This is a genomic window from Achromobacter sp. PD1, assembly GCF_048541815.1.
In the GTDB taxonomy this organism is placed as follows: Bacteria; Pseudomonadota; Gammaproteobacteria; order Burkholderiales; family Burkholderiaceae_B; genus Achromobacter; species Achromobacter bronchisepticus_A.
On record NZ_CP183349.1, the window covers coordinates 3,072,123 to 3,084,320 of the forward strand.

Annotated in this window: 12 protein-coding genes; 1 reads left to right on the forward strand and 11 read right to left on the reverse strand. The window is 58.1% G+C overall.

The features are described from left to right. Positions 1–2: 2 nt before the first annotated feature. The 11 genes from ACM1PE_RS14450 to ACM1PE_RS14500 form a co-directional block, all read right to left on the reverse strand. A complete protein-coding gene (locus ACM1PE_RS14450) occupies positions 3–1,961 on the reverse strand; it encodes an ATP-dependent nuclease (protein ID WP_192799398.1) in 1,959 nt (652 codons plus the stop codon). A 22-nt stretch (positions 1,962–1,983) separates the two neighbouring features. Continuing rightward, positions 1,984–3,000 (reverse strand): nucleotidyl transferase AbiEii/AbiGii toxin family protein, encoded by a 1,017-nt coding sequence (locus tag ACM1PE_RS14455; protein ID WP_151690318.1) that lies wholly within the window; start codon positions 2,998–3,000, stop codon positions 1,984–1,986. Next, positions 2,993–3,586: a DUF6088 family protein gene (locus ACM1PE_RS14460; protein WP_151690319.1), complete on the reverse strand. Its 594-nt coding sequence runs from the start codon at positions 3,584–3,586 to the stop codon at positions 2,993–2,995. The genes ACM1PE_RS14455 and ACM1PE_RS14460 overlap by 8 nt, the downstream gene beginning before the upstream one ends. 131 nt (positions 3,587–3,717) lie before the next feature. Next, entirely contained in the window at positions 3,718–4,449 is a 732-nt protein-coding gene (locus ACM1PE_RS14465) for an AbiV family abortive infection protein (protein WP_235918391.1), read from the reverse strand. 101 nt (positions 4,450–4,550) lie between these two features. Continuing rightward, positions 4,551–5,435: a DUF4231 domain-containing protein gene (locus tag ACM1PE_RS14470; protein ID WP_151690320.1), complete on the reverse strand. Its 885-nt coding sequence runs from the start codon at positions 5,433–5,435 to the stop codon at positions 4,551–4,553. 35 nt (positions 5,436–5,470) lie between these two features. Further along, a complete protein-coding gene (locus ACM1PE_RS14475; protein ID WP_419343669.1) occupies positions 5,471–5,998 on the reverse strand; it encodes a TIR domain-containing protein in 528 nt (175 codons plus the stop codon). Next, entirely contained in the window at positions 5,940–6,530 is a 591-nt protein-coding gene (locus ACM1PE_RS14480) for a 7-cyano-7-deazaguanine synthase (protein ID WP_151664166.1), read from the reverse strand. Before ACM1PE_RS14480 ends, ACM1PE_RS14475 begins: the two co-directional genes overlap by 59 nt. After that, a complete protein-coding gene (locus ACM1PE_RS14485) occupies positions 6,527–7,234 on the reverse strand; it encodes a DNA lyase (protein ID WP_151690321.1) in 708 nt (235 codons plus the stop codon). Before ACM1PE_RS14485 ends, ACM1PE_RS14480 begins: the two co-directional genes overlap by 4 nt. Then, entirely contained in the window at positions 7,231–8,634 is a 1,404-nt protein-coding gene (locus tag ACM1PE_RS14490; protein ID WP_151690322.1) for a toll/interleukin-1 receptor domain-containing protein, read from the reverse strand. Before ACM1PE_RS14490 ends, ACM1PE_RS14485 begins: the two co-directional genes overlap by 4 nt. 64 nt (positions 8,635–8,698) lie before the next feature. Further along, positions 8,699–9,856 carry a carbohydrate kinase family protein gene (locus ACM1PE_RS14495; protein WP_192799399.1) on the reverse strand — a complete coding sequence of 386 codons (1,158 nt, stop codon included), beginning with the start codon at positions 9,854–9,856 and terminating at the stop codon, positions 8,699–8,701. Positions 9,857–9,881: 25 nt separating this feature from the next. Continuing rightward, a complete protein-coding gene (locus ACM1PE_RS14500) occupies positions 9,882–10,814 on the reverse strand; it encodes a hypothetical protein (protein ID WP_235918392.1) in 933 nt (310 codons plus the stop codon). Between the two features lie 352 nt (positions 10,815–11,166). On the opposite strand from ACM1PE_RS14500, the gene ACM1PE_RS14505 reads away from it, so the two are divergent. Beyond that, entirely contained in the window at positions 11,167–12,171 is a 1,005-nt protein-coding gene (locus ACM1PE_RS14505; RefSeq protein WP_151690324.1) for a tetratricopeptide repeat protein, read from the forward strand. The last annotated feature ends 27 nt before the right edge of the window (positions 12,172–12,198 follow it).

Genomic DNA, 12,198 nt, shown 5'->3' on the forward strand with positions numbered 1-12,198 from the left:
TGTTACCCCTCCACCGCCGCCGCGCCTTCAATCCCGGCGGCCCCGATCTCTTCATCTTCAGCATCCGGCTCAGGAGCAGTCGCTGGCGCGCCGGGAAGATAACCACCCGTCACGTAGTCGATCGCGCGCACCAGATAAGGAGGAAGCCAGTCGCGCATCTGCTCCGGTGTATCCGCGCGCTTGCGCAGGATGGCGGCGAGTTGTTCGGCGACCTCGGCCTTGGAGGCTTCCTTGTCATGGACGGGCTGGTAGATCTTGACGGCGATCTCGGTCGCAGAGTGTCCAGCCTCTTTCCAGCCCGCGTAGGTTTCACTGGCCTTCTTCACGATCTTCGCGAGCCACTCGGGCTTACGGCTGCTGGTCTTGGCGAGTTGGACGGCTTGGTGAACGCTCTCGGCAAGCTCGGGCCGAAGCGCGAGATCGAATTCAAGTGTCCAGCTATCGGCGATGAAAGCGTCGACGGGATCTCCGACGTCGCGCCGCAGCGTCTTCAGCCGCGCTGCGATCTCGTCCTGAGTCAACTCGTTCTCGGTCTTACGGTCGCCGACGAGGTCTTTCGCTTCGGGCGGCGGGATGTCCCTGTCGGGGATCAGCGCCACGGGCACCGGGATCGCGTTCCCGGCCTTACGCTGCAGAATCCGGCTGTAGCGGAACAGACCACGGTGGCCGACATTGACGATCGACACGCCGTGACGGCTGAGCGGACGGTCGAGCTTCTCGGCGATTGCCGGCAGCAACAGGTGCTCACCGTCGCCCTCGACGACAATCAGCGCACGGGCGAAGAACAGGTTGGCCTTGGTCGCGTCGAGGAACCGACGAAGGAACTCATAATCGTCCACTTCAAGCCGGGTATGGGCCGCTCCCAGCGGAAAGGCGCGGTGACCGACGATCATCGTCATGGTCTCAAGCTCGGCGCCGGCAGCGAGCTGAGGGCTATGGGTGGTGAGTAGCACCTGGACCTGCTGATGGGTCTCGCCCTTGTCGGGGTCCGGCTTGGCAGCACGGGCCGCCAGCACTTCCATGAAGAGCGTCTGGTGTTGCGGATGTAGATGGGCCTCGGGCTCCTCGATCAGCAGAAATGGCACCTGATCGGGATGGGACTGGAGCAACAACAGCTCGGCCGCCATGAATAGCAGGTTGTTGTAGCCCAGGCCGCGCTGGATGCGCTCGGTGCCCGCCTTGGCATTCAGGTAGAGTTCGAACCGCTCAAGAATCTGATCGAACGAACCGCCAGCGCCGAGATCCAGCGTCGCGACGAGGCGGTCGTCCACGAATGACAGCTTGTCGAGGAAATCCGTGTTGACGCTGCTGGCGACGCCGCCAACCGCGGCGTTGTTTCGGACGGCCACATCAGCCGCCGTCAGCGTGTCATGGAGCGTTGCATCGCTACCCTGCGCGGCGGGTTTGCTTTGCGGCCCCATCGTGGGCATCGCGCCGAGGATTCGCGACAGGCGTGACCGTCGGCCCGCACGCATCTCGCGCTCGGCGTCGCGCAACGGTTTGAGATAGGTGGCCTTCAGATACTCGCGCAGTTCCCCGTCGAGCGGCAGACCTTCGCCTTCCGCGCCGGCGCGATGCTGGCTGGAAATAATGCTGCCGCCACCTGGCGAGACGCGCCGGGAGCCGCGCATGCAAACGTGCAGGCGAAGCTTTCCCTTTTCGTTGGCGCACCATTCAAGAAACCGGGCCTCTTCGTCAGCACTGAGATCGTCGAAGGTGCAGCGAACGATGAAGTCGCATCCGCGCGTGCCGTCTGCACCAACATGGAAGTCGTGTTCGTCCGGACGGATATAGTCGTCGCCGCGTGTCCAAAGGACGTAGCGGGCAGCATCGATAATCGCGCTCTTGCCGGCGTCGTTTGGCCCGACGAGAATGTTGAGGCCGGACGAGAGCTTTAGCAGCAACGGGGCGGTCGGGTCGAAGCACCGGAAGCCACTCGCATAGATTTCGGAAATGTACATCGCCGCCCCAGCTCGCTTTTTGTTATCCTGCCGCGCTATTGGCTCGCGCGGTGATGTCTGCGCAGCGCTCCATGAGCGTCTCGAAAGGCTCGGCTTCATCGAGAAGGAGCCCATCGTCGATCATCCGCGCGTAATCTTCTGCGAGAGCCTTCGCGCCGTCGCCGGCCGGCACGAGTTGCAAACCGCCGTTCACGGCTGAGGCGTAATCGATCGGAGATCGGTCGGCGGCCTTCTCGGCGAAAAACATCGCCTTGTGACGTGCCACGGCGTTGGCCAGTTCGCGATCAGCGAAGGCCGCCGCCGCGAAGCCGGCTTCATCGAGACGCACCACGTCATGCCAGTGACGCGCGAAACGATCACCGCGCAGCCGCTCCTGAAGGCAAAAGACGTGGATCGCGGTCGCCTTCTCCCAGAACGTCCGCTCGGCATGCATGACCCTCGGTCGAGCCGTTGGAAAGACCACTCCATCCACCAGCCCGGCCGCGTCGCAGGTGACATCGCGCGGGGTCGCAGGTTCACCCGTCGAGCGGGCGCCGAATTCGAGCATGACGCTAGGGGCAACGTAGCCGGACCCTGCCGTCGTCGCCTCATAGTCGATGAAGAGCTTATCGCCATCGACCCGGATCGCCGCAGACAGGTGGCCCCTCGCCAGGGCTTCGGCGATGACCGGCTGAACGGCTCCGGTCACCCATTGCGGCAGGCGCTCGCGCACTGCGCTGGTCCAGCGCTTTTCCTCGCTTCGCGTCCTGGGTAGCGCCTCGCCATTGTCTCCAACGAGGTCGGGGGCGAGCGCACGGATGTCGTAAGTCAGATCGACATCCTCGGAGAAGCGTCGGATGACCTGATAGGCCTTTGAGAGCGACGTGCCGCCCTTGAAGACGAGATGTTCTCCAAGCGGCGAGCCGTAGAGCGTCGCCAGCGCCCACACCACCCATGCGTCCTTCTCCAGAAGGTGTGCTGGTCGGCCTGAACGGTCGGCCGCGACGCTCAAGGCCTCCCGGCGATCCTCGGCCGGAAGGAGCAGGAAGGCGTCAGCCATGCGCGACCTTTCCCACGCTTTGCGCGAGCCAGGTCGGAAGCTGCGGTGCCGCCGCCACCAGCTCGCTGAAGGCGGCGGGCGGCAGCTTCCGTTTCAGGGTCTTGAGGGCCGCCTCGGCCTTCTCCGGCCCCAACCAGGCGAGTGCTCGCACGGCCTGACCCGCTGGCCGATGCGGCATGGCGAGCTGCCAGCGAGGTGCGTGGCGAAGCTCGACGGTCTGCTTGCCAAGGCTCATTTTCCGGGTGCGCCCCGACGTCAGATAGACGGACCGGACCGGCACCTGCGTGGTCAGCCCGAGGCTATTGGCGGCAGCAGCACCGCTCGAGACGATAACCTCGCCGCGCTGGGCGGCGAGCGCCTCGACGGCCTGTTCCACCGACGGCGCCCTGGTCCCAAACCGGCTCGTAACCGGCAGGAGGTAGACTCCGCGTCCGGCCCGGATCAGTTGCCCCCGCTCGGCCAGGCGCGACAGGGCCTGATCCACCGCGGCGCGATTGCCAAGGTGAAGCAAGCTCTTAGCTGCAACGGGCGTGCCCTCCGACAGCCGCGTCGCATGCTCAAGAATCTGTTCAGTCAAGCGCTGCATCGCAAATCTCCTGTCAGAAATATACGCGGTTTTCTGACAGTTTTCAAGATTGGCTAGATGCCTGCCCTCCCGACCTGCCCATCTGTCGAGAGCGGCCCCCGTTCGAAGAGGAGGGTCGTTCGATGCGAAGCCTAACCTTTCAGCTTCTGCTTGCCCTCTTCGAGAAAGCCCGACAGCAATGTCTCCATTGCGCCCATCAAATCGTCCGGCTTCTCTTCGCGGAGTTTTTCGGCCTGTTCGACGAAAGGCGTGAGCAGGCCCTTCATTGCATCCGGCGACGTCTCCAGCCGCTCGAGCATCTTCAGCCCGCTTTGTGCATAGCCGAGAAACTCGGCGTTGCGCTCGGTGATCTCGGCCAGCATCTCTTTGGTGATGCGCTCGCTTGGCGCGGTGAACTCACCATCAACCCAGTCCACGTAAAGGGAGGCATTCTTGGCGCGGTTCGACGTCTCGTGAAACTCGTCCTGGGTCTGCCTGAACGCCTCCATGGCAGCCTCCCAGTCGCCACGGGCCTTCGCATCGGTTTCGGCCTCCGAACCCTTCAGCATGTATGCATTCGATTTATTCTTGGCCGCGTGACGCCCGAAGGCGGCGAGCACCTTCTTCTGATCGACTTCGAACCCAAGAACCAGGCTGACCGCCCAGGCGCCGAGGTTGTTGACCTTCGAACACTCCTCGAGAGAGATCTGGTGAAGGCAAAGGGCACGCGCCACCGCGCCAGCTTTCGCCAGAAGCTCCGCCTCGAAAAAAAGGCGCTCCGCATTATCGAATGTCTTCTCGGCGCCGCGGACGAGAACCGCCAACGGCGCCTGGTCGCCTTTCGCGGCTTTCTCTCCCCTGTCTTCCCTTTTTACATCGTTCATTGTTGTCCAGCATTTTGTAGACTGAAATACTTCAGCGATCGTAGGCGCCGTACACATTCCGCGACCGACTTGCTCGCTGATTGGTTGGTGTATTAATCAGATCAGGGCACATTCTCGATCTGGCGGGCAACCCACTGGGTATGTTCACGAGAGAACGCTCGTTCGGCTTCATTCACGAACGCAGAAAATTTCACCTCAGAGTCGATCGTCGCGACGCGGGTCTCAAGGATGCCAATTTCGTGGGCGGTGAGGCTGTACGCCGAAGCAAGCTCATTGAACTTCTTCAGTTGTATCCATCCTATGGCGGAAGAGGCGATGACAAGTAAAGGTTCTGTCGGCCAAATCATCCACGATGGATCATGGCGAATTCGAAGAAGCGCTAAGCCAATAGCGGCGCCTTGAACAACGACGCAGATTCCGATCCAAAGACGAAATCGTCTCCTGTTCCACTTAACTTTTGCGACATACCATTCACGTTGATCTGTGATCCGGTCTGTGATGTATTTTTGAATACGGTCCTCCAGCGGCAGAGCGCGTACTCGGTTCATATCGTTGGTGATCTGACCGCCTGTTACGGGCCGACGACTGATAGAATCGCGTATGTGGCTATTGGCGTCTAGAATGGCCTTGAGGAAACCCGAAAACTTTTCGGCTACCTCCGACAGTTTTGGTGCGTCCTCGAACGGCTCCGCACGCATCATGTAGCGCCAAGTGGATGTCTTGATAGACTCTGCTAGCGCACGGCAACCATACCACTCTTTTTCGGGCTTTTGAACCGCCATGTAAAGTAGTAGCACCGTCGATGCTGCCAAAACCAGCGCGTAAACAATGTATAGATCCGGAGAGTTGCCGAACCATATGGATATCGTCGCCGCAATCGTGAGGAGGACATATTGCAAACGGATAAGCCATAGATACGTACGCTGAGCATCTGCGGCGGAGCCATCCGCGGACCGATACAATGCGGGAAAGTTTTCAGGCTCCATATCGACGGATCTCCGGAAATGTGGTCGCGATCAGGCTACTTCAGTTCTGCAGCTAGTTTATTCCATTGGACTACCTTCACGCCGTGCTTCGCCACCCAAGATGGATTTTGCCGTGGAGCGCCACCTTTGGGATGAACAGCTACCACCTTTTTTCCAAGAGCGAGGCTGGTCTCTACCTCCCAGGTCACCCACCGGCTTTGCGCGGTATTGTCGGAAATGTAGACGACACAAACCGATGAACGCGATATCCGCTCGCTAATCTTTTGTTTGATGTATTCCGCGCGCTCGCTGTCATAGGGCTCGCGAACGGAGTGATCGTTGAACTCGATATCACTGTTCTCGTTCTTTGCATGCGCGCGCAGAAGATTAACCTCGTTCATATCTTCTGTTGCGAAACTGATAAAGACATTTCGTTTTCCCCCCTGAAGTGCCGCTTTGGCCTTCTCCTCCAGGGACCGAATGTCGCCCAACCTGCTCCAGCTCCCGCTGCTCCCACCACCCATATCAGACCCCTTCGAGCTTGAATTCGTTACATGCGATGCACGCTCCACAAGGTGTTTCATCGCCCAGATGGCACGAATAGGTGCCTTCGATACCTTTCAACGTCGCGAGCTCGATAACCTCCTGCTTGTGGAAGGAGGACAGCGGCGCAAGCACCCTTATCTCCCGGCCCATGCTGCGTGCGATCATTGCCTCCGCCTCCCGCAAGAAGGCCGATGTCTGATCAGGAAAAAGACTTGTTTCCTCATGGAGCAGCCCGATCGATATGGCATCAGCGTCGCGCTGAAAGGCATAGGCTGCTGCTACAAGCAGAAAGAGGAGATTTCGACCAGGGGTGAAGGCATCCTCCAGCACGCGCTGGTTTGGGTCCGTCAACCCGGATTTGATAAGGCGGCCATAGCCGGACAAGTCGGCCACTTTCAAATCTGGCAGCTGCAATTTGGCCATCGCTGACCTGCAGGCGGCGAGCTCTCGATCACGGGATCGTTGCCCATAGTCGACAAAAAGTGGGAACTGCTGGATCCCTTCCTCTTTAGCGAGGTAGGCGACAAGCGTGGAATCGAGTCCACCGGAAACGAGAGGGACAATGCTCATGCTAACGCGCGCTCCGTATCTCGAGAACCCGCAACCCGCATGACTATCCAGATCGCCCAATCCAGAAGACCCACTGCAAAGCCAAGCCTGTTTGCATGTGAAATCAGCTTATCTTCTTGCGTGCGATAGTGTGAAAGCGTCGAGATGGCCCGCTCGGCACCTGTGTAGAGCCCGATTGCGGCCATATAGTTCAATACGTGACGATCCAGGACCGCGAGATCGTAGCTGATTCCTGCGTTGCGCAGGAACATACTCGCCTGCTTTGGCCCGATTCCTGCTACGTTGGACACAAGCCATGAGCGAGCGGATGGCGCATTTGCGAAAGCATGCATGAGTGAGCACAAGTCCCCACTCTCATGGGAGACCGACGCGCGCGCAGAGGCCAATTGCATCGATTTCGATCCGGGAAAGCGGTAATTTCGAAAGCTGCCGTTCACTAGTACCGGCTGACGGAGGACCCCGAGGATTTCATCGACGAGTTCGGCGCGGGGTGCCGATGCGTTGAGGAGAAGCTGCCTTTTATCCAAAGCATCGGCGGTCGCCACGGCAAGCCCATACGGTACCTGACTGCTGAGCAGGCAGCATGAGAGCTCCCACCAAAGATTCCGCTCGTCAAGCGCACTCTGGGAGCGCTTGGCCCGTTCCTCAATATCGGGGCATATTGCGGCAACGGCATGTTCCAGCCTGGCAGCATCATGTTTCATTTGAACAAGTCCGGCATCTGATCCCTAAGTTGCTTTGAATTGGATTGACCCAAAAGGCCGACTGCGAATGCTTCTAATCGATTTGTTGAAGCGGCAGCCTGCAAATCGTGGGTGAGTTCTTGATAGTAGTCGAGATTATGAAATGCGACTTTACCAGCGTAGTCGATATTGTCGTCGGAAAGCGCAGAAACAGTTATTGGCGAAGCCGCCATCTGCGCTTGGTACGCAAAAAAATCGAAATGTTGGTAGTGATTTAATCTGTGTTGCTGCCGGTCGACGGCAACCCGGCACCATTCTAATCCATCGAAGCTGTCGGCCCCTGCTGCTGTCAGGACCGCAATACTCCATGGATTTCCGGTGCCCAGGAGATGAATCGGTTGATAAAAGGATAGCCGATCAAGCTCGTTTCGGACGCGTCTCATGGTCCGCGCGCGCTGAATCAACCCCCGGCCCAACTCCCGCTCTGCCAGTGCGATCATCGGCGGCTGGAGCTGGTCGGCTACATCCCGTACCACTGCGGGAAGAATTGTAAGGTCGTACCCTTTCGAGGGAGTGGCTGGGGCATGAACGATTGGAAGCACGGGGGCTTTGGTGAACTTCCTGTCTCTTTCGACGGCAGCGATGACTTGCCCGACCGCGCGCTTTCGGTCCCTCGACGGGGTCATCTCATCAAAGCAATATACCCAATCGTGTGGGATCCCCTGCAACGCCAATTCGAAATCCTCGGGCTTCCATCCGTCGTCGTCGCGTCGCGTCGCTTCATAATTCCCAGAGTCGACGAGGACGAACCCGCCCTGGGCGCGAATACGCTTCAGTTCCTGCTGGATACCTCGCGGGCGACGGGGTGGAAACAGGTCGTAAGCGGAGACGAGGATCGTCGATGTCCCAAAGAGACGCAGTGCCTTCAGAGCTTCAAGAGGAACGAGTTGTGTCTCGTGTGACGACACGGAAAGGAATAAACTCGGGAGGGGGACCCTATCCCCTGCGATCGCTGATGGACGGGTCGGTGCTGTCCTCGGCGGGACAACAGTCGAAATCTTCCGCATCAGGTGCTGGATGCCAGGATGATCACCTTCTCCGGTCCAGCCCAGAAGATCAACCGCACTGTACCCATTAAAGCCGTACGGTGCATTTGTCGGAATGATCCTAGCGGGAATAATCGGAATATTATATTGTTCTGCTAAGCGAAGCTCGTCCTTTACATTGCTCTTGTCCTTCGCCGTCGGGGACCAGAGCGGAACAATACATTTTGTATTCTGGATTTCACGCTCGATCACGGTCGAGAAGTCGCCAACGATTTTATCGTCCCACCAAACATCCCATCGCGTTGAAAGAGTTTGAACTAACCTCTCAGCCTGCCGGACATCTTCTCGTGAATATACTATGTAGACGTCCGACATACGCAATTACTCCCCCCAGAGTAGTAAATCAGAAGTCTCACAGTTCACGCGTCGCTGCAACCATTTAGCTTCGGCAAAATGCACGAGGCCAGGCAGATCGGTACAAAGACGAGGCGAAGTCGGAAATAATAGTGACCCCCAAACTTGATAGCTCAGCGACATCAGGTCGGCGCTCTTCGTCTAATACAATAATACCTCTATAAGGCTTCGTTTCACAGAGCCGCCGAATTTCCGTTGTGCTCAATCCATCGGCTACTACAAGTGAAGGTAAATTTTTGGAGAGTGGTTCTGGGATCTCATCGAGCTGAGGTGAGAGCGCATCGATACCAAGCTCTTTCAGACGGAAGCGCGCCTCCTCAAGCGTATACCGCCTTCCGATTGTCGATGTTGAGCCATGCAGGATAATCCGGCTTGGTGCCTGCCCTGTTACGGGCTCGCGGCTTTTGAGGGATTCAGTTGGCACCGGAAGGGTCATTGTCTCACAGTAAGCGGAGACCGATCGGGACGCGAGGTCCGCTGCTTCAGGTGCGGAAGTGCCCGCTTCGCCCCAATGATGCGCAAACACAGCGCTGAAGACATCTCCAGTTCCGATTTTGAACACCTGAGATGAGTAATACGCGGGAACGGTGATAGGCTCGACATTGCGCTCGTAGACAGTGACACCACGCACTCCTCTTTTTACGACTATCACGGTCACCTGGTTGTCATTCGACATGGCGTTCCCAGCGGCAGTCGCCAAGTCGGGACAACCCGTATAACGGCAGAGCTCCAGCTCATTCATGACCAGGGCAAGTCGCTTCGCTGTTGAGCCGTTTGCTCCAAATGGCTCAGGATGAACAGCTGTTTGAGGATCGTAAATTGCTTTGGCGGCATGCACTAAAGCAGATCCTTCGAGGAAGCCAAATCTCAGGACCACCTCTCCCGAAACGTGTATCGGAGGCTCCTGGGGGATTGTCCCCGGTCGGGGCTCGATGTGCGGCTGAGAAAGTGGGTGGAAGTATGCAAATGCGATCGCAATGTCGGAATGGGTACGGGACAGCTGCACGCCGAGGGCCGATAGCTCGTCCGCACCCGCGTTGTTCCCGTCTCGTGCATAGGTGTGGAGAGTGCTTCCTGGCGACATAGCGCTGACGGCTGCCGCCGCGCGGCCACCCGAGCCAAACTGGGCGTTCCATGTCGGCGTTTCACACAATTCTCGATACAGTCCACCTGCGATGTGCATATATTTAGTGATCCACGTGGGCCAGCTAGTGTCCGATGATTGTCTGAATCCGGGCAAGTAGCGCCGCCGACAACTCGGCCCGGCCTTGGTCATTGTTGAGGTAGCGCACATATCGGAGATGGCGCAGATCGAACGGGATATCGTGATCGCTTTGCGCAATGAGGATGACCTCTCGACCTAAGGTGTGAGCAATACCAGCTTCGTAAAATACATTCGGATTGCGCCCTGAGCAGTCACAGATCACGATGCGCGAACGATCAATCAGAGAGACGACGTCCTGAATAATTGACGCATTCTCCCAGATGTCGTCCGCTCGTCGGCAACGAAGCCCGACGCCCTGAGCAGCGTTGCGGATAGCATCAAACACAGGATTGAAGGCCGCATCAAAGGGCATCATGGCGGACGCAAGATGAGGGTCCAAATTCTCATGCTCGGCCAATGGGAAGACCGTAGGCCGCTGTCGCCGAGGGCGTACTCGGCGAAGCAGAAAGCGATATAAGTCGACCTCTTTCACAGCCCAGTGGTTGCGAGAGAATTCGAACTCTCTGGGCATGTCGAGTTCAGCTCGGCTATCATAGATTTGCGAGTTTCTAAGAGGAGGAACGTCGGCGTCAAAACCTATCTCAAGCGAAACGTCGCCCCCAACAATGCGTGCCCGGTTTATTTGCCCTATGTACGCGACCTCATCGCCGGTCCCCTCTTCACAGAAGAGGCAAGGCAGAGCCGTAAGCTTGTCCAAGAGCGGCGCATTGTTCGCTCGGAATTGTTCGATGATATGTGCTTCCGTATATTCGAACATCCGGCCAACAGGGACAGTGACTCTCCCTGATGGCCAATCGGCATTAAACATCAGTAGGTTAAAAATCGACGTCCCCTCCGCGTTGAATTGCAGGCCCCAGCTACGATACTGATTCGCGCCGTAGTTTCGTGTTCCTGCCGCCCTTGTTGTACGGTTCAAATATTGGAATTCATCTGGCCAGTGCGTTCCAGCATGTACTATTGACCCAGATTGAAGGGTCCTGAGTTGTCTTTTCATCATATCATAATGATACCCTGGACAGGTGCGACGGCTGAAAGTATCCCACTACAGTGTCAGAGGCTCGCGCAAAATTCTAACGGAGATTGCGGCATGGGGCAGGACGCTGGATGGTGCGATTGTGGGGGTGAGACTGAGACTGGTGCCTCGGAAAATCCAGAGCAACCTGCCCATCCGTCTGCTTCGCCCGCAACCGCCAGCGGCGAGCGTGATAATGACCACGCAGGGTTGATCAAAGCAGACGTATGTCCGCAGGCAGGGCAGGAGATAGGGCATGCTCACGCTTGAAATCTTCGATGACGGCGGTGTTTTCCGTTATGGCGACGGTTATGAGCAGATCGTCGAGGAACTGGATGACGCGCTTGAGCAGCGCGACGGCGGCACGCTTGCGCCTGCAAAGTACGTCAGGACGCTGAAGGCGCTGGTCGATCGTCATCCCCACTTCATCGATGGCCATGCCCATCTTGGCTATGCGCTCATGGAAGAAGGCAAGCCCAAGCTTGCACTGCAAGCCTGCCTTCAAGGTCTGGAGGTGGGAGAGCGTGCGATCCCCGCCGGTTACGCCGGTTCGATCGAATGGGGCTTCCTGGAAAACCGCCCCTTTCTGCGCGCGGCACATGGCGTTGTCCTGTCGCAGCTCCGGCTTGGCCAGTGTAACGACGCTATACGACTGATGGAGAAGATGCTCGCCTGGAATCCGAACGACAATCAGGGAATCCGCTATCTGATTGGTTCGGAATATCTGCGTGCTGGCGAAACCGCCAAGGCCGAGCGCATCTTTACGGATGAAGCCGCGCACTACCCGCCTTATCACTATGAGCATGCCCTGTTGCACCTGAAGGCCGGCAATCACGTCTCTGCCGCGACCAAGCTGCGCCATGGCTTTGTTGCGAACGGCTATATCGCCGAGATGTTGTCAGGGAACTCCGAGCCGGCGGCGCTTGCGATCTGGCACGGCTCGAACCTTGCAGAACCCGAGATTGCCCGCGACTATCTGAATCAGTGCGGCGACCTATGGCAGCGAACACCGGATGCTATCGCCTTTGTACGCTGGCTGCATACGCATCCGAAAGTCCTCGCCGAAAGGGCCGCAGTCCTCGAATGCCAGGAGGCGCTGTTGTGGGAGCATGACTTTGAAAAGCGCCAAGCGCTGGGCTTGAAAGAGGAGGCAGCACGCGCGCGGATAGATGACGTTCTTTCGGCAGAGATCGTTCGGAAGAAACCCGACCGTCACGGGCGCCTGATCGAACCATGGCGATATCATCGCACGCGTTTTTGAAGCCTTGAGTACGGTGCCCCCGGGTTC

What these genes read in the sequence shown, in the direction of transcription:
- ACM1PE_RS14450 (WP_192799398.1), bottom strand. Translation starts at nt 1,961, where the DNA reads ATGTACATTTCCGAAATCTATGCGAGTGGCTTCCGGTGCTTCGACCCG.
- ACM1PE_RS14460 (WP_151690319.1), bottom strand. Translation starts at nt 3,586, where the DNA reads ATGCAGCGCTTGACTGAACAGATTCTTGAGCATGCGACGCGGCTGTCG.
- ACM1PE_RS14505 (WP_151690324.1), top strand. Translation starts at nt 11,167, where the DNA reads ATGCTCACGCTTGAAATCTTCGATGACGGCGGTGTTTTCCGTTATGGC.
- ACM1PE_RS14455 (WP_151690318.1), bottom strand. Translation starts at nt 3,000, where the DNA reads ATGGCTGACGCCTTCCTGCTCCTTCCGGCCGAGGATCGCCGGGAGGCC.
- ACM1PE_RS14490 (WP_151690322.1), bottom strand. Translation starts at nt 8,634, where the DNA reads ATGTCGGACGTCTACATAGTATATTCACGAGAAGATGTCCGGCAGGCT.
- ACM1PE_RS14470 (WP_151690320.1), bottom strand. Translation starts at nt 5,435, where the DNA reads ATGGAGCCTGAAAACTTTCCCGCATTGTATCGGTCCGCGGATGGCTCC.
- ACM1PE_RS14485 (WP_151690321.1), bottom strand. Translation starts at nt 7,234, where the DNA reads ATGAAACATGATGCTGCCAGGCTGGAACATGCCGTTGCCGCAATATGC.
- ACM1PE_RS14495 (WP_192799399.1), bottom strand. Translation starts at nt 9,856, where the DNA reads ATGCACATCGCAGGTGGACTGTATCGAGAATTGTGTGAAACGCCGACA.
- ACM1PE_RS14480 (WP_151664166.1), bottom strand. Translation starts at nt 6,530, where the DNA reads ATGAGCATTGTCCCTCTCGTTTCCGGTGGACTCGATTCCACGCTTGTC.
- ACM1PE_RS14465 (WP_235918391.1), bottom strand. Translation starts at nt 4,449, where the DNA reads ATGAACGATGTAAAAAGGGAAGACAGGGGAGAGAAAGCCGCGAAAGGC.
- ACM1PE_RS14475 (WP_419343669.1), bottom strand. Translation starts at nt 5,998, where the DNA reads ATGAAACACCTTGTGGAGCGTGCATCGCATGTAACGAATTCAAGCTCG.